Source organism: Acinetobacter sp. ABJ_C1_1, from assembly GCF_044684115.1.
Classification (GTDB): Bacteria; Pseudomonadota; Gammaproteobacteria; order Pseudomonadales; family Moraxellaceae; genus Acinetobacter; species Acinetobacter nosocomialis_A.
Map to the genome: position 1 here is coordinate 65,082 of NZ_JBITPU010000017.1, position 15,586 is coordinate 80,667.

Annotated in this window: 18 protein-coding genes and 1 other RNA gene; 7 read left to right on the forward strand and 12 right to left on the reverse strand. The window is 38.9% G+C overall.

What is annotated here, in order from left to right:
- The first annotated feature begins 190 nt into the window (after positions 1–190).
- Complete coding sequence (gene rsmI / locus ACG59Z_RS16435) at positions 191–1,027, forward strand: 16S rRNA (cytidine(1402)-2'-O)-methyltransferase (RefSeq protein WP_400200374.1); 837 nt, start codon at positions 191–193, stop codon at positions 1,025–1,027.
- A 124-nt stretch (positions 1,028–1,151) separates the two neighbouring features.
- Here rsmI and ACG59Z_RS16440 read toward each other — a convergent pair whose 3' ends face one another.
- Positions 1,152–2,042 (reverse strand): LysR family transcriptional regulator ArgP, encoded by an 891-nt coding sequence (locus ACG59Z_RS16440; protein WP_396463843.1) that lies wholly within the window; start codon positions 2,040–2,042, stop codon positions 1,152–1,154.
- A gap of 108 nt (positions 2,043–2,150) precedes the next feature.
- On the opposite strand from ACG59Z_RS16440, the gene ACG59Z_RS16445 reads away from it, so the two are divergent.
- Positions 2,151–2,753, forward strand: coding sequence for a LysE/ArgO family amino acid transporter (locus tag ACG59Z_RS16445; RefSeq protein WP_209047776.1), 603 nt, complete (start codon positions 2,151–2,153; stop codon positions 2,751–2,753).
- 60 nt (positions 2,754–2,813) lie between these two features.
- Here the strand turns inward: ACG59Z_RS16445 and ACG59Z_RS16450 are convergent, their stop codons facing one another.
- Positions 2,814–3,455 carry a cation transporter gene (locus tag ACG59Z_RS16450; RefSeq protein WP_400200377.1) on the reverse strand — a complete coding sequence of 214 codons (642 nt, stop codon included), beginning with the start codon at positions 3,453–3,455 and terminating at the stop codon, positions 2,814–2,816.
- A 65-nt stretch (positions 3,456–3,520) separates the two neighbouring features.
- Between ACG59Z_RS16450 and ACG59Z_RS16455 the strand changes: the two genes are divergently transcribed.
- Positions 3,521–3,922, forward strand: a complete 402-nt coding sequence (locus tag ACG59Z_RS16455; RefSeq protein WP_272197678.1) for a MerR family transcriptional regulator — start codon at positions 3,521–3,523, stop codon at positions 3,920–3,922.
- Between the two features lie 52 nt (positions 3,923–3,974).
- On the opposite strand, the gene ACG59Z_RS16460 is transcribed toward ACG59Z_RS16455, so the two are convergent.
- The 5 genes from ACG59Z_RS16460 to ACG59Z_RS16480 all read right to left on the reverse strand — a co-directional run bounded on the left by ACG59Z_RS16460 (position 3,975) and on the right by ACG59Z_RS16480 (position 8,926).
- The gene (locus ACG59Z_RS16460) at positions 3,975–4,226 is read right to left on the reverse strand and encodes a hypothetical protein (protein WP_033852997.1); all 252 of its coding nucleotides are present in this window, start codon (positions 4,224–4,226) and stop codon (positions 3,975–3,977) included.
- A gap of 209 nt (positions 4,227–4,435) precedes the next feature.
- On the reverse strand, positions 4,436–5,668 hold the full coding sequence (locus tag ACG59Z_RS16465) for an FAD-dependent monooxygenase (protein ID WP_288420632.1): 1,233 nt from the start codon (positions 5,666–5,668) through the stop codon (positions 4,436–4,438).
- Positions 5,665–6,873 carry an FAD-dependent monooxygenase gene (locus ACG59Z_RS16470; RefSeq protein WP_400200381.1) on the reverse strand — a complete coding sequence of 403 codons (1,209 nt, stop codon included), beginning with the start codon at positions 6,871–6,873 and terminating at the stop codon, positions 5,665–5,667. The genes ACG59Z_RS16465 and ACG59Z_RS16470 overlap by 4 nt, the downstream gene beginning before the upstream one ends.
- 30 nt (positions 6,874–6,903) lie before the next feature.
- The gene (pepP, locus tag ACG59Z_RS16475) at positions 6,904–8,226 is read right to left on the reverse strand and encodes a Xaa-Pro aminopeptidase (protein ID WP_311072030.1); all 1,323 of its coding nucleotides are present in this window, start codon (positions 8,224–8,226) and stop codon (positions 6,904–6,906) included.
- A gap of 67 nt (positions 8,227–8,293) precedes the next feature.
- The gene (locus ACG59Z_RS16480; RefSeq protein ID WP_031996835.1) at positions 8,294–8,926 is read right to left on the reverse strand and encodes a UPF0149 family protein; all 633 of its coding nucleotides are present in this window, start codon (positions 8,924–8,926) and stop codon (positions 8,294–8,296) included.
- 64 nt (positions 8,927–8,990) lie between these two features.
- Here ACG59Z_RS16480 and ACG59Z_RS16485 point away from each other — a divergent pair, with 64 nt between their 5' ends.
- From ACG59Z_RS16485 to ssrS, 3 genes are all read left to right on the forward strand, one after another.
- Complete coding sequence (locus ACG59Z_RS16485; RefSeq protein WP_253860784.1) at positions 8,991–9,551, forward strand: hypothetical protein; 561 nt, start codon at positions 8,991–8,993, stop codon at positions 9,549–9,551.
- A complete protein-coding gene (locus ACG59Z_RS16490) occupies positions 9,548–9,832 on the forward strand; it encodes a cell division protein ZapA (RefSeq protein WP_288420635.1) in 285 nt (94 codons plus the stop codon). The genes ACG59Z_RS16485 and ACG59Z_RS16490 overlap by 4 nt, the downstream gene beginning before the upstream one ends.
- Before the next feature lie 192 nt (positions 9,833–10,024).
- A non-coding RNA gene (gene ssrS / locus ACG59Z_RS16495) (6S RNA) lies at positions 10,025–10,209 on the forward strand.
- Between the two features lie 121 nt (positions 10,210–10,330).
- Here ssrS and ACG59Z_RS16500 read toward each other — a convergent pair.
- From ACG59Z_RS16500 to ACG59Z_RS16510, 3 genes are all read right to left on the reverse strand, one after another.
- On the reverse strand, positions 10,331–10,651 hold the full coding sequence (locus ACG59Z_RS16500) for a hypothetical protein (RefSeq protein ID WP_400200385.1): 321 nt from the start codon (positions 10,649–10,651) through the stop codon (positions 10,331–10,333).
- 76 nt (positions 10,652–10,727) lie between these two features.
- Entirely contained in the window at positions 10,728–10,841 is a 114-nt protein-coding gene (locus ACG59Z_RS16505) for a hypothetical protein (RefSeq protein ID WP_253861125.1), read from the reverse strand.
- A gap of 106 nt (positions 10,842–10,947) precedes the next feature.
- Positions 10,948–11,289, reverse strand: coding sequence for a hypothetical protein (locus tag ACG59Z_RS16510; RefSeq protein ID WP_400200388.1), 342 nt, complete (start codon positions 11,287–11,289; stop codon positions 10,948–10,950).
- Positions 11,290–11,528: 239 nt separating this feature from the next.
- Here ACG59Z_RS16510 and ACG59Z_RS16515 point away from each other — a divergent pair, with 239 nt between their 5' ends.
- The gene (locus ACG59Z_RS16515; protein ID WP_400200390.1) at positions 11,529–12,113 is read left to right on the forward strand and encodes a 5-formyltetrahydrofolate cyclo-ligase; all 585 of its coding nucleotides are present in this window, start codon (positions 11,529–11,531) and stop codon (positions 12,111–12,113) included.
- A 106-nt stretch (positions 12,114–12,219) separates the two neighbouring features.
- On the opposite strand, the gene ACG59Z_RS16520 is transcribed toward ACG59Z_RS16515, so the two are convergent.
- The gene (locus tag ACG59Z_RS16520; RefSeq protein ID WP_400200392.1) at positions 12,220–13,002 is read right to left on the reverse strand and encodes an OmpA family protein; all 783 of its coding nucleotides are present in this window, start codon (positions 13,000–13,002) and stop codon (positions 12,220–12,222) included.
- A gap of 56 nt (positions 13,003–13,058) precedes the next feature.
- The coding region (locus ACG59Z_RS16525; protein ID WP_400200394.1) for a YadA-like family protein at positions 13,059–15,586 on the reverse strand (2,528 nt) is incomplete at its 5' end.

The following is a 15,586-nucleotide window of genomic DNA, read 5'->3' on the forward strand; positions in this document are numbered from 1 at the left end:
TTTTTTGTTTCCCCAATTAAAAATGTAAATACTGTTAATGCCGGTTCTATACCTTTTTATTTTTGAATTGAACAAATCAAAAGCAGATGTTTCGAAAAATAAAAAGCCTACTGACATTGTTCACGCCAAAAACATAATTTCGGGTACACTAACCCATTAAAATTGTTTATCTGTACGGAGTAAAAACCAAATGAGTGCTCAGTTATTTGTTGTAGCCACCCCAATCGGGCACTTAGATGATATGACTTTCCGTGCAATTGATATCTTAAAATCAGTTTCTGTTGTTGCTGCCGAAGATACACGCCAATCAGCTCAATTATTCAAACACTATAATATATCTACCCCACTTACCGCATGCCACGACCATAATGAAAGCAACAAAATTGAGCAGTTAGTTCAAAAGCTACTTGCTGGTGAAAATATTGCTTTGATTAGTGATGCAGGCACACCACTTATTAGTGACCCTGGGTTTAAACTGGTCCGTGCTGCTCAAGAACATGGTATTAGGGTTGTACCTGTACCGGGTGCATGTGCTGCAATTGCTGCGTTAAGTGCTGTGGGCTTACCAAGTGACCGTTTTAGTTTTGAAGGCTTTTTACCATCAAAAGCTTCTCAACGTATTACGCAACTTGAAAAGCTTAAAAATGAAACTCAGACCTTAATTTTTTATGAAGCACCACACCGTATTTTAGAGTGCGTAAAAAATATGGCTGAAGTATTTGGTGAAAACCGCCCTGTGGGTTTCGCACGTGAAATTACCAAAACTTTTGAAACCATCAAAAAAATGACTTTAAAAGATTTGGTTAGTTTTATTGAAAATGACCATAACCAAGAAAAAGGTGAAATTGTTCTTGTGGTTGGTGGTGCAGCAGAAAAAACAGATCTGGAACAAGAAAAACTAGATGAACTTTTAAAGCGCTTACTTCAAGATTTATCAGTAAAAGTAGCATCTCAACTGGCTGCCGATTTAACGGGTATTAAGAAAAAAGTTGCTTATCAACGTGCGCTTGAGTTAACACAATCTTAATTTTTTTAACTAAGACGGTGATGACTAACACTCTATGTCATCACCGTGCATGAATTTTGCAAAATAATATTAGAGATAAAATTCAACACGTTTCAAACTTTTATGCACGTTCTCGTTCTTGAGTTTATCTCAAGATATGTCTTGCTGATTGAACAATTGTTTCGGTCAGTACATCAAGTTGTTTCGACTGTCTTTTCCAGTGGTGCCAATACAAAGGAACATCAAGTTGAGCCTCAGGCATAATATCAATAAGTGTTCCATTTTCGAGTAATGGTTGAACTTGAAGCTCTGGCACCATTCCGTAACCTAAACCCAGCTGAATTGCTTTGACGAAAGCATCTGTTGCCGGAATAAAACTATAAGGATAACTCTGCATCGGTAAACCGTATCCTTTTAATAAAACTTCCGAATGCATTAAATCTTTATGATTAAAAATAACTGCTGGTGTTTTTCTTAAATTTTCTCGGTTAATTCCACCACTAAACCAGTGGTTTACAAATTCGGCCGATGCCAGCATTTTATAGCGCATTTTACCAAGAGGCTGAGCTAAGCAACCCGCCATAACCTGCTCTTCTGCTGTGATACATGCATTGACTTGTCCCGTTTCTAGCAAAGTATGCGTGTGTGATTGATCATCAATTTTTAGCTCTAGCACTATTTTTTCTTTAAATAACGTTTGCTGAATAGTAGGTAAAAGCCAAGTCGCTAATGAGTCTGCATTTGAAGCTAAAGCAATTTTATAAAATTCCGATTCAGATGACTTCCCCATTAAGCCCTGTAATAGATTTTGTTCCATTAGCCTTGTATGACGTAAATGCTGGAGCAAGGTTTGCCCTGCTTGTGTGAGTACACAAGGGCGGCCCCGTATTATTAAAATCTGACCTAAATATTTTTCTAGCGCTTGTACACGTAGTGATACGGCAGAGGGAGTTATACATAAATGCTCTCCTGCTGCATCGAAACTCCCAACTTCTGCAACAGCCAGAAAAGCTTCACATTGCTTACTATCTAACATATACAAAACCTAAATTATTTTTAGCCAAACCTAAATATTCTTAATTTTACTTATTTCTTAATAAAAAGTCAGATAATTCTCCCATCTGATTTTTTCTGCTTAATGGTTATGCTTTCTCTGAGTGTGTTTTTTAAAGGTTTAGGTATTGGTAGCGGCCTAATTGTAGCGATTGGTGCCCAAAACGCTTTTGTTCTAAAACAGGGGCTTAAACAGCAATATGTATTTTGGTTATGTTTAATCTGTGCCCTGTCTGATTCGATTTTAATCGCCTGTGGTGTATTAGGTTTTGCCGAAATTATGACTGCATCACCCATCTTAATCACAGTCGCTAAATATTTAGGGGCAACGTTTTTATTCGTCTACGGTGCAAAAGCATTTTATGCTGCGTTTAAAACCAATCAAGGCATGGAGCTTGATGGCAGTCAAAAACAGACTCTAACCCAAGCACTTGTAACCTGTCTGGCCTTTACTTGGCTAAATCCACATGTCTATTTAGACACCATTGTACTGATGGGTTCGGTTGCAACTCAGCTAGAAGACAAAATCAGTTTTGCTTTGGGCAGCATTCTTGCTTCTTGGATTTTCTTTTTCAGTTTGGGTTATGGTGCAAGATTATTAAAACCACTATTTACCAATCCAAAAGCTTGGAAAATTTTAGATTTTCTTATTGGTTGCGTTATGTGGAGTATTGCAATTTCACTTCTCATCTAATGCATTCAAACACTAAAAAGTACCATGCTTACATGGTACTTTTTATTTATGTAATCAAAACTAAACCTGTGAACCCAACATCACCTTTGACTGTTTTCGTTCCTGTAATGATTGCTTAATCACAGCATAGCCCGAAGATACACCTAAGTATGCGATTACAAAGGCTACCAATAAATCTGGAAATATGGTGCCTGTTCCAAACACGCCTACAGCAGCAAAAATAACAGCAATGTTGGCAATAGAATCATTTCTACTACACAGCCACACAGAACGCATATTGGCATCCCCATCTCTAAATGCATAAAGCATTAAAGCAACCGAAACGTTAGCAATTAAAGCCATTACCCCAATTGCCCCCATGACCATCGGTTCAGGTGAAACACCATGAAAAAATGACCATACCACTTTTGCAATGACGAAGAAACCAAAAGCGGCCATCGTAATACCCTTAACAAGAGCTGCGGTTGCGCGCCAATAAAGACTCATCGAAAGTACAACTAAAGACAAAGCATAATTTGCAGCATCTCCGGCAAAATCTAGTGCATCCGCCCATAGTGAAACAGATTGGGCTTTATAACCACCTACTATTTCAACTACAAACATGAGTGCATTAATTACAAGAGCAATCCATAACGCTTTTCTAAAGCGCGGGCTTACTTTCTTTGTAGGAGAACATGTTGAAGCACATCCACATCCAGCCATTTTATTTCCTCAAAAACTCTTTTATAGTGATTAAAAACCCTTGAGTAGCTCCAGAGTCAAGTCTTATGAGTCTTTCTATTGGCCAATTATCAAAAAAAGCGGATGTCCCAATCGATACTATTCGTTATTACGAAAAAGTAGGTGTGCTGGACCGTATTCAGCGTTCAGAAAATAATTATCGTGTTTACACAGATCAAACACTCGCGGACCTATTATTTATTAAGCATTGCCGCGAATTAGATATTTCTCTCAACGACATTAAAACGCTAAAAGAAATGAAAGCTCAGCCGAAACAGGCTTGTACGGAAGTTGATAATTTGGTGAATAAATATTTGATTGAAGTATCGGAAAAAATTGAACGACTTTTGCTTTTAAAAGAAACACTCATCGATTTAAAACGACATTGCTCGACCGACCGTACAGTAGATGAATGCGGCATTTTAAAAGAACTGCAAAATAACCTTTAACTCAACCTAAAAGCCAATAAAAAAGCATCACTCATGTGATGCTTTTTTATTATTAAAGGTCGCTATGTTCGTCTGGCGGAACTTCAGTAATTCTCCCGCCACGAGCTAAAAACGCAGCAATTTCATCTTCCAATGCTTGGCGCTGTTTTTGTTTCGCAGTTACGGTAAGCGTTTCTGCTTCAGCAAGATCAGCATCAGTTAAGTTGCCTGCTTCTTCATCAGCCGCGCCACTCTCAGCCGCTTTGGCTTCATCTTCATCTACAGCAGAATCTTCTGCATCTTCATAATCATTGATATCTGTCATATTTACACTCCCCACAATGATTTGTATTGCATCATCGCTATGGTCTTTGAGACCTCAGAAATTTAGCAATCTCTTTGCATTTAGCAAAGAGCCAAATTGGTCAAATCCGTATCTTTTCTGACCGATTTGGTAATGATATATAAATGATTGTTTAAAAAATATCTACTGATATTTATTTAGACCAGTAGAGCATAAACTTCGTAATTATTTTAACGACTATACAGGGTGTTTTGTAAAGCCCCTAAACCGTTTGCTTGTTGCATAAAACGCTCTTTTAAGAACGAAATTTGTTCAACCTGCTTAAGCCCTGCATTTCTGACCCAAATAAATGGGAATAGCTCAGAACTTTCTAACCAACCAATTGCCGACATACTATGCATCATCGCATCGTTTTGTCCTTTACGGCGGTGCTCATAACGCATTAAGGTTTGTTCATGCGCCCATACGCCACGACCTAAATCATGCAGTAGTGCATCACAAAGTACTGCAGCATCTAAACAACCAATATTCACCCCTTGCCCAGCAAGCGGATGGATAACATGAGCTGCATCACCAATTAGGGCTAGGCCATCTTTAACGTATTGTTTTGCAGCACGCGCTTTCAATGGAAATTGTGCTCTTGAACGAACATCTAGCACTTCACCCAACATATGTTGGCTTTCACGGGTTAGAAGTTGCATAAACTCAGCATCACTTAAAGCTGAATATTCATCGGCATAATCATCTGGTAGTGTCCAGACAATGGACTGCCAGTAGCCGTTTTCACTTTCTTCAAGACTCGCCATTGGCAAATATGCTAAAGGCCCTGTAGGTAAGAAGAGTTGACGAGCAACATAGTGATGAGGTTTAGAAGTCTTTATTGCACAGCTAATGGCTGCTTGCTTGTAATCTAGTACGTCGAGGTCAATAAAAGCTTGCTCACGTACAAATGAATTTGCACCATCTGCACCAATAAGTAGTTTAGTTTTAAGCGTAGAACCATCAGCCAGTTGAATATGCCAGCACCCAACACCTTGCTCGATACGGGTAACGCGAACTTGAGTACGATAATCTGTTAACTGCTCAAGCATTTTTTGTTGAATGGCAACATTCAATACGCTTGGCTCAACCATAGAACCCAAGGCTTGTTCTGGCATTGGTCTTTGTACAGATTCATGACCAAAATTAATTTCACCATAGCCATTTAGGTTCCACACCTGCATGCCGGTATAAGGCATTTGACGTGCTAAATCATCCCAAACCTTCACTGTTTTAAGTAAATGAATGGTCGCTTGGCTAAGTGCTAAAACACGTGGGTTCATCACACTTAATGTTTTTTCAACATCAAGTACAGGAGCAGCATCAAGCACCGTAGGCTGTACACCCCCTTGCGCAAGTAATAAAGCAGTTAAGCCACCAACTAGTCCACCACCCACAATAACGACATCTAACACTTCGCTCATGCTTTTAGCCCCATTGCATAGTTCGCTACCAGTGGCTTAACACCCGGAATCACATCAAATGCAATTAATCCCGTATTACGAATTAATTTTAATAACGGGTTTTGGTTACTAAAACCACGAACGACAGTATCGCAGAACTTAATCACGCGTTGTTGATCAGATAAACGGGCTTGTTCATAGGCAAGTAAATTATCTGGGTTACCAATGTCATCAGATGTGCTTAACTGGTTTACCAAATAACGTAGCAACACATCTGCATCACGTAGGCATAAATTAAAACCTTGCCCTGCAACAGGATGAATAGTGTGTGCTGCATTACCCATTAAAATAACGCGTCCAACCGCTTGTTTATGTGCAAGCACTTGTGAAAGCAGATAACTAAAGCGTTTACCCGTTTTTTCAAATTTACCCGCTCGGTCACCATAAGTTTTTTGCAAAGCATCTAAAAAGTGTTGGTCGTTTTCTTCACCTAACCACTCATCTTCAGTGCCCTTTTTAACAGGCCATACCACTGAGCGACGGTATTCACCCGGTAATGGCAATAAAGCTAAAGGCCCCAATGCACTAAAACGCTCAAACCCTACATGCTCATGTGGCTTTGAAGTCTGAACAGTCGTAACGATCGCAACTTGATCATAGTCGTGGACATCAACACCCACACCAATTGCTTGACGACAGAAAGAATCACGCCCATCTGCTGCAATTAATAATTTTGACTCAAGCTTTAAAATTTCATCACCGCGCTGAGCTTCGATATATACTTGTTCAGCATCTTGAGTTAAGGCAGTGACTTGTACGCCATCAATTAGCTCAATCAAAGGTTGTTGGCGTACTTGAGTTAATAAAACACGACCGAGCCACGCATTCTCAATGACTTGTCCAAAGCTTTCGACTTTTTCTTGTTCTGCAACTAAACGTGCTTTACCAAAACTGCCTTGCTCAGTAATGTGAACCTGCAAAATTGGGGTAGCATGTTGTTGTAATGCATCCCATAACCCTAGCTTCTGATAAATCTGTACACTACGACGTGATAAAGCCGTATTACGTGCATCGAAACTAGAATGGTAAGGGGCAACATTCTGATCATCATAGTTTGGGTATTTCACAGCTTCTAATAGCTTGACTGCGATATTAGCCTTCGCCAGCATGAGGGAAAGGCTCAAACCCACCATACCCCCACCTACAATAATCACTTGTTGTTGCATCGAGTTTGCTCCTTTGGCGAATACGTTTAATTATGCTTTAGCTTGCGCCATTAAATGTTCAATGTCTGCAATATCTTTAACTACATCGGCAGTTAAAACTCGTGGGCCTTTTGACGTTGCGACCACATCATCTTCAATACGAATACCAATACCACGCCATTTTTCATCTACTGTTTCATCGTCTGGCGCAATATATAAACCTGGTTCAACAGTAACGACCATGCCCTCTTCATATTGTCGCCACTCGTCATCTTTTTTATAAGAACCGACATCATGTACATCCATACCTAACCAGTGGCCTGTACCATGCATATAAAACTGACGATATGCTTCATTTTCAATAAGCTCACTCACATTACCTTTGAGCAAACCTAAATTAACTAAGCCTTCAGTTAAAATTTTGACCGCAACCTCATGAGGTTCACGGTAGGCATTACCAATACGTACTGCATCAATCGCCGCATATTGAGATGCCAATACCACTTCATACAATGCTTTTTGTTCTGGACTAAATTTTCCGTTTACTGGAAAAGTGCGGGTAATGTCCGATGCATAAAACTCATATTCACATGCAGCATCAATTAAAACCAAATCACCGTCTTTAAGAGGCTGGTTATTTTCAACATAGTGCAAAATACAAGCATTGGCACCGCCACCAACAATACTGTTGTAAGAAGGCACACAGCCGTTTTGCCCAAATACATAATTAAGCTCGGCTTCAAGTGCATATTCCATCATACCGGGGCGAACAGTTTGCATTGCACGAGTATGTGCCTTAGCACTAATTGTTGAAGCAATTTGCATTAGCTCAATTTCTTGCGGTGACTTGATTAAACGCATTTCATCAACAATGCGATCAAGTTGAACTAACTGAGCTGGAGCAGCTTCATGACGGTGCTCTGCATTTGCTTTTTTAATCCATTGGCTTACTCTGGCGTCAAATGCAGCATTGTGTCCGATTCGATAATAAAGACGTTCTTTATTTAATAATTTTTCAATAATTTCTTCATCAAGCAGATCAATCGCATAGGCTTCATCTGCCTCATATTCTTCAATTGCGCCATCAATTCCAGCACGGTAACCATTCCAGATTTCCATCTCACGATTACGTTCACGACAAAATAGACTATAGCTATAGTCTGTAACATCATCAAAGGTTTCTATGACAGCAACTGCCTCAGGCTCTGCAAAACCAGTCAAATAGAAAAAACTACTATCGGCACGGAATTTATAATCCGCATCACGATTACGGTACATTTCCTCACGCGTTGCAATAATCGCAATGCTGTTTGGACCCATTTTTTCTGCTAGACGATTTCTGCGATGTTGAAAATCAGCTTGAGGTAATTTCATAATGATCTACTTGATTTAGAATTTTAAAGTCAAAAAATTAAACACAGCCAATAACACATCGCCTCAATTAACTTGGGCGATGTGGTGTAAACATTTCTACAATATTTTGATCTGCAGTGCCTACAGCAGAAGTTTTACTTTTTGCATAAAAGTTTTTCAATAATGAACTTTCAGCAACTGTTACTTTCTTTCTACCAATAGATAAGCTCACTGGAATAAGACGTACAAATTCATACAATTCTTCGTAACTGCTTTCGCCTTCTTCGTCATTATCAGAATCTTCAAACTCTACTGCTGCTACATCTTGTAGATGTTCAATTAATTCGCGCTCATCAGCACGTACATGACCCGATGCCAAACCAAAACCAAGTACAACGCCAGCACACCAGTCTGATAATGCTTGTACACGGTCTTGAAGCGTATGCTCATCATCTGGAAGCATTGGTAAATAGTCCAATTCATCTTCCGACAATGCATGCGCTACATCTTCGGTTTCATCAGTTAAAAGCGCTAAAGCTTCTTCATTTAAATCAGGAACATTAAGTGTTGTTAAAATTTGTGTCCATTCTTCACGCGTTGGTGCTTCTGTCACACAAACAATACCTGTTAGTAAACCATGTAACTCACTAGGGCTTGAAATTTCTTCAATTCCTTCAAAATGAGCGTTCCATTCTGTCCAGCCTGAAATATCGTCTTGCATTCGTTTATCCAATCTCTATACTTCGTATATATTACCTTTGATTGCAATTCTGTGCGACCTCGTTATGTTAGAACAATTACAGCGGCTACAAGCGCATATTGGCGTTTTAAAAACACGCTTACATCATCTAGAGAGTGAAAATTCTGCTCTCTCGGAAGCTAAACAACTAGCTGAAACAGAGCATCACGCACAAGTTGTGCAAAAAAATAGCATCATCACTAAAAAACAAGAGGAAATTGAGACATTAACTGAGCAACTCACTCAGTTACAAGGTCAATTTCAACAATTGAATCAAGATGCTAACACACTTGCAGAGCGTTACAGCCGCCTAGAAAAAAGTACGACCGATTTAAAAAATCGTTTTCAAGAAATTTTGGCTGAGCGTAATGAGTTACGCGTCACTAAAGAAAAACTTCAGTCACACCAACGTCAAACTCAACAAGAGTTACATGATTTGCAGCAAGACCGTGACCGTTTGTTACAAAAAAATGAACTTGCCAAAGCAAAAGTTGAAGCAATTATTCAACGTTTAGCAATTTTAGGTACAGCTCAAGATCAAAATGCGCAAGAAATTCAGCAACTTGCTCACCCAAATGCTGAAGCTGGTGAGGAGACACAATCATGAGTGAACAAGTCATGGTAGAGCTTCGTCTGATTGAGCAAACATTTAGGCTTGCAACGACATCAGATAAAAAAGATGAGCTTGAACGTGCAGCTGAACTTCTTAATGAGAAATTCAACGATATGCGCCGTAGCGCCCCTCGCGTTGAGCATAATAAACTTGTCATTATGGTTGCCTTACAGCTTACTCAAGAAGTGTTAAGCTTGAATAAATCTTTGCAAGAATATACGCACTGTGAACGCCTATTACAGGCTATTTTGGAAGATGTTGAACAAACTGTTTAATCAACTTCAGATAATAAAAATGCCTTGCTCTATTCATTGATAGTGCAAGGCATTTTTGTATTGAGGGTCTCTTATGTACCTCATGATTGTTATATGTACTTTTAGTGTACAAAGCTTCATCAAATGAAGACTAACTTTACAGTTCAATAAACTCAGACGATTGCCAACTGAATAAGATAGGTTATACTTAAGCTATCTCTGGGATGTTCGCCAGCGGGTCTATTCCCCTGCCGATACTTAAACTTATGGATTGCGTTCTGTATATTTAGAGTGTATGCCTACCTTCGAGTAGGAAACCCAGCAAGTATACGTCGCGTCCACCTTGAACTCGTCGGGTTCAGGGTAACGACACATGCAGCGGCATCTTCGGAGCATTGATTTTTATTAAATGATTAGAAATATAATTTTTATTTAAATTAAGCACTCTAGACAGAACTGTCAGTCTATTCCTTTTATTTCTTATAATTAATTAGCTAAACTTAAAAAATTAAACGCATATTATTTTTCGTTTCTATTTAAGCATTCTTGATACCACCCGGTCTGAAAATCTTCGATGGCTCTACGCTTAAAGAAACTTGTTTTAAATACTTTGGCAGCATAAGCTGAGTTAATTAAGTCTTGATAAAGCTGCTTAGCCTTTTCATCTGTAAGCCCATCAGCAATTTGTTGTAAATCTTGTGAAGGCACTTTCTGTTGTCGTGCTTCCATCACGTTATAAGCAACTTTTTTTACGACATTACAAATATCGGGATCATTTGTGTTTTCAGTAGCGTAGCAACCCGAGGCAATCAAACTTAGCAATAATATTTTTAATTTCATATCCCTAGCCCATATTTATTATTAAATTTCCATTTATTAAAACGAATAGATAAAAAAGATTTTTCTTTCAAAATGTTCAGGTGGGATTGATGACATAAAAGTAAACCATCATGACCACTAACAAGATAGAAGCAAGCGTTAAGTAGGTGCCAACCGTATTAAAACTCTGCAAAAATTTTAAGATTTGCATTTCAAATCCAATGAAAATTTAAATAATTAGCAGGAATAAATTTAGCACAACTAAATAATGCCAATCAATTCGCAATTATTATTTTTTATGTGATAAGAAACAGATTCTAATTATCACATTTTATTCCTAAAGTTCCTTTATAGTAATCCGTTGCACTTTTCAAATCTGACAGTAATTTTTCTTCAGTGTACGGCTTTGGTGAAATTTTTATTAAAGCCGGCATATATTGTTTTTTATACACATCAGGATAGTCATGGCATAAAATTTTAACCTTAACTTCTTGAGGTGTTTTGGGGTTATCCAATTGATCTAAAAACTCACCAATTTTTCGGTCAGACTCTTCAAATTGAGCATTATAGTCAACTTGAGGAGCTTCAGATTCTGCCTGTTTTGTGCATGCACTCAGCAAAGCCGTGCATACGATCACTGTTAAAACTTTTAGCTTCATAGACTTCACATTTTCATATTCATCTTTAAATATACTTATCCTGATTAAATGTAAATAAATACTGTAAATACGTAAAAAAGCTAAAAAATCTTATAGGGGTGTCTTTTTCTAGAGGAAAGTAATTTTTATTTTATCGATTAAACTAGATTGTTTTTTTATAGTAGTTAAATTTCGGTGAAACTATAGAAAAATAGGTATAATTTTGCACGACTGATCTCAAATCTTTGTTAGATTTATCCATGAATGAACTAAGTTTTATTAGAAAAAATTTAAGATCTAAAAGACGTTCTTTAACCTCGTTTGAGCAAAAACAGGCTCAGCTTAGCGTATTACATTTTCTGAATAATCTTCCTATTTTCCACTCTTCAAAAAAAATTGGCTTATATCTACATGCTTTCGGTGAAATTCATACCGATCTTTTGATCAAGCTTTGTTTTAAAAAGAACAAACAAGTCTATTTACCGATGATCTGCTCAATGAGTCAACATTTAGTATGGGTAAAGATAAATAAAAACCAATATTTAAATCGTCGTTTTTCTCATCACCCCTTAGGTATGAAAGAGCCTATGGCAACGCGAGGAAAACATGTATCACAGCTTGATTTACTCCTTATGCCTCTTTTAGCCTGTGATCAGTACGGGACACGTATTGGTATGGGTGGTGGTTATTATGATCGTACATTGGCAAGTGCCAAGCATAAACCTTACCGATTAGGATTGGCACATCAGTTTCAATTTATTGAACACACATTAAAACGTCAAAGCTGGGATCAGCCCTTAGATGGTTTACTCACGCCACAGCACTTTTATTATTTTAAAAGATGATTTTTATAGAAAATTTATAGAACCTTAAATATATCTTTTTACTTTTTAGTCCCTTAAAACGAAAAAGTAACCACCTTATGGATGGTTACTCTTACGTGACAGGCTGTTACCAACTTATATTAACACGTCTATTCGGTGCTAAACATTGAATAAGTTGAGAATTGTGACCACCTGAACATTGCTGATATAAATCCGTCTGGCTATTCGCATGTATTTGAATACGATTCGGATCTACACCTTGCTTTACAAGTAGTTTAGCAACCGTATTCGCTCGTTTAGATGATAACTCTTGGTTATAACTAAACTTACCTAATGGATCTGCGAATCCAGAAACAATAATAGGTGTTGTTGATGGGATTTGCTTAATTTGATCGACAACATTGTCTATATTGTTTAAACCTTGCTGTATTGAAATAGCATCAGATCGATCAAAAGCAAATAAAACACTCGCTGTACGTCCATTAACCGCAGTACTATTTGTAGAAGGCTGGTTATTTTCACCCCAGGCCATCAACCCTTCACATGCCTCACCTTTCCAAGATAAACGTTCAGCCAAATATTGTTTATTAAAATCAATGCGTAACTGACAACGTTGATATTGATTACTATTTGGGACACGTATATCTAATACATAGTTCCAGACTTTTACTGCAAATAATCCTTCACTAAATTGTGGATTACCTAGTAAAGCTCGAATTTGGTCTTTATTTAGCCCTAAATCCAAGCGCGCAACGTCATCATACTCATAACGCTTAACTTGCTTAAGATAGCTATCAGATACTTTAGGAAAAGTGACATTTTTTTGAGATACTGCTTCTTCTTGTGCATAACTAACCATTGCTAGGCCAGAAAGAACAGCAATAAATAACGCTTTAACTGTATTTTTCATATTTTTACTCTCGAAATGGAGAATGAGGAAGGCCTTACCTTCCTCGCCTAGCGAAATTAGTCAATTACACCACTAATACCGATACGAACACTTGGATCACCTTGAGAAGCTGCAGCTACACCACCAGTCAGTGACCAACGACCATTATCGGCAGTTTTACGTAAGGTCACACCGACAGCATTTTCACCGCCATGATATGCAGCACCAACAGCATAGGTATATTTACCAGCAACAAATGGTGCATTTTCTAATGCCATCGCAGCAGCAATACCAGCATTTGCTCTTTTCTCGACATCATCAATACGTTGATTTGTCGCATAGAATGCTTGCTCAAGCTTATTACTTACATTATCAATTTTGGTATTTAATGTTTGGTCAGCTTGATTCAATGCACCTATCGCATCACCCACATTGTGGTAAGACTGATCACCTACGTTATATGTTGGATTTGAGAAGCTTTGGGTAATATTGTCATAACCTGCTCCACCACCTAAGTAGTTTACAAGCGCCTGATTTGTTGTATTAAGTTGAGAACCATTTACTGCATCTTTTGAAGCCGCTGTAACTGCTCCCGCTTTAACACCAGTCACCGTACGGTCACCTGCTGTTCCAGAAACATTAACCTGAGTGCCACCAGTATCTTTACCAACAGTAATCGCAGCATCTTTATCAGCTTGCTGAACTAAACCTGATTTACCATTGTTAATATTGCTGATGTCAGTCTGAAGATTCGAAATATCGCCCGTATTTTTGTCGACCTGTTGTTGAACAGTCCATAACTGGCCTCCATTAACAGCATCTTTAGAACCTTCTGCTACAGTACCATTTGCTACATTTTTAATGGTTGTACCATTAGCACCGCCAGCTAAAGTAATAGAGTCTTTGTTAACTGATCCATCACTATTTTTATCGTACTGCACAGCACTATTAGCAAGAGCACCAACATTATTGTTTATGCTACTTATTGCGCTATCCAGTTGTCCTTTGTTTACCGCATCTGTAGAAGAAACACCTGCGGCTACATTACTTATCGTTTTATTACCAGCACTAATTCCAGAAGTAGTGATACTCGGACCGCCAGCAATGATTAAGCCTGTTGATCCTAACTGGACGTTATCACCAACTTTTACGCCAGTCGTATCGATAACGGTATTACCAGTCGTAACACTATCAACTTTCAAGTTTTTGTTTAGCGCAACTTTAATATCGCCTTCATTGTCCGTTTGACTAGTCTGAGCAACAGTTAAGTTATCATCACCCGTAAAATTCACTTTACCATTTGGTTTGATCTTTTTAGCAGTCGCTGCATCACCATTGGCTGAAACTGTCCAGCCTGCATTCGCTGCCGTACCTGCATCAGTAACTGCTTTATCAAGTGCTGTTAAAGCATCACCAACATTGTTTGCACTTGTACCTGCAACATTATAAGTCGGGTTAGAAATTGAACCATCTGTATTAGCTTTAGCACCACCACCAAAGATACTTGCAGTTGTATTTGTAACCTGTGTTACACGATTATCTACATGATCAAGCTGGCCTTTGTTTACTGCATCAGTAGCATTGGTGCCTGCTGCTACATTACTGATGGTGTTACCTGCAGCATCAATACCGGTCTTGGTTACACTTGGTCCACCAGTGATGGTTAAACCATTCGTATCCAGCTTGCTGTCACCTGCCGTTACACTGTCAATATTCAGATCACGATTTAACCCATACTGAATCGTATTGCCGGTCTTGGTCACTTTCAGGTTCGTTTCACCTGCAACCGTACCAATGTCTACCGTATCACCAGCTTTTACTGCAGCTGCATTGGTACCATTGCTTTGTAAAGTCCAGCCTTTGTCTAATGCAGTGATCGCATCACCAACGTTATTGACGTTGTTGCCATTCACGGTATAGGTCGGTGAGCTTACTGCACCTGTAGTGCTGTCATAGCTTGATCCACCACCCAGATTGTTGGCTGTGCTGTTACCCAAGGCATCGGTCTTGTTGTTACTTGACGTACTTAACGCATCAAGCTGGCCTTTGTTTACTGCATCGGTTGCTGCTGTGCCCGCACCGACATTGGTAACTTTCTCACCATTTGCATCCAGTCCGTTCGCTGTCAGCTTCCCTGCAAACACAGGAGCATCTGCAAGTTGAATATCAACGGTATTGCCACTGATGACCGTCTTCACATTCGAGTTCGAGCCAGACGCTGTCAGCCCACCTGTGATATTCAGGGTTTCACCCAATTTACGGTCAACACTGCCGCTGTTACCTGCAAAGGTAATCGGTTTAACCACTTCATTGTTCAGGTTAGTTAAGGCATCACCGACATTGTTGGCATTAACTGTTGTACCGTCAGTTTTAGTGGTGACATAAGTTGGTGAGCTTACTGCACCTGTAGTGCCGTCATAGCTTGCGCCACCGCCCAGATTATTGGCTGTGCTGTTGCCCAAGGCATCAGTCTTGTTGTTGCTTGAGGTACTTAATGCATCAAGCTGGCCTTTGTTTACTGCATCAGTAGCATTGGTGCCTGCTGCTACGTTACTGATTGTGTTGCCTGCAGCATCAATACCAGTCTTGGTCACACTTGGTCCAC

Coding starts and splice junctions, on each gene's coding strand:
- rsmI (WP_400200374.1), top strand. CDS start 191: ATGAGTGCTCAGTTATTTGTTGTAGCCACCCCAATCGGGCACTTAGAT.
- ACG59Z_RS16440 (WP_396463843.1), bottom strand. CDS start 2,042: ATGTTAGATAGTAAGCAATGTGAAGCTTTTCTGGCTGTTGCAGAAGTT.
- ACG59Z_RS16445 (WP_209047776.1), top strand. CDS start 2,151: ATGCTTTCTCTGAGTGTGTTTTTTAAAGGTTTAGGTATTGGTAGCGGC.
- ACG59Z_RS16450 (WP_400200377.1), bottom strand. CDS start 3,455: ATGGCTGGATGTGGATGTGCTTCAACATGTTCTCCTACAAAGAAAGTA.
- ACG59Z_RS16455 (WP_272197678.1), top strand. CDS start 3,521: ATGAGTCTTTCTATTGGCCAATTATCAAAAAAAGCGGATGTCCCAATC.
- ACG59Z_RS16460 (WP_033852997.1), bottom strand. CDS start 4,226: ATGACAGATATCAATGATTATGAAGATGCAGAAGATTCTGCTGTAGAT.
- ACG59Z_RS16465 (WP_288420632.1), bottom strand. CDS start 5,668: ATGAGCGAAGTGTTAGATGTCGTTATTGTGGGTGGTGGACTAGTTGGT.
- ACG59Z_RS16470 (WP_400200381.1), bottom strand. CDS start 6,873: ATGCAACAACAAGTGATTATTGTAGGTGGGGGTATGGTGGGTTTGAGC.
- pepP (WP_311072030.1), bottom strand. CDS start 8,226: ATGAAATTACCTCAAGCTGATTTTCAACATCGCAGAAATCGTCTAGCA.
- ACG59Z_RS16480 (WP_031996835.1), bottom strand. CDS start 8,926: ATGCAAGACGATATTTCAGGCTGGACAGAATGGAACGCTCATTTTGAA.
- ACG59Z_RS16485 (WP_253860784.1), top strand. CDS start 8,991: ATGTTAGAACAATTACAGCGGCTACAAGCGCATATTGGCGTTTTAAAA.
- ACG59Z_RS16490 (WP_288420635.1), top strand. CDS start 9,548: ATGAGTGAACAAGTCATGGTAGAGCTTCGTCTGATTGAGCAAACATTT.
- ACG59Z_RS16500 (WP_400200385.1), bottom strand. CDS start 10,651: ATGAAATTAAAAATATTATTGCTAAGTTTGATTGCCTCGGGTTGCTAC.
- ACG59Z_RS16505 (WP_253861125.1), bottom strand. CDS start 10,841: ATGCAAATCTTAAAATTTTTGCAGAGTTTTAATACGGTTGGCACCTAC.
- ACG59Z_RS16510 (WP_400200388.1), bottom strand. CDS start 11,289: ATGAAGCTAAAAGTTTTAACAGTGATCGTATGCACGGCTTTGCTGAGT.
- ACG59Z_RS16515 (WP_400200390.1), top strand. CDS start 11,529: ATGAATGAACTAAGTTTTATTAGAAAAAATTTAAGATCTAAAAGACGT.
- ACG59Z_RS16520 (WP_400200392.1), bottom strand. CDS start 13,002: ATGAAAAATACAGTTAAAGCGTTATTTATTGCTGTTCTTTCTGGCCTA.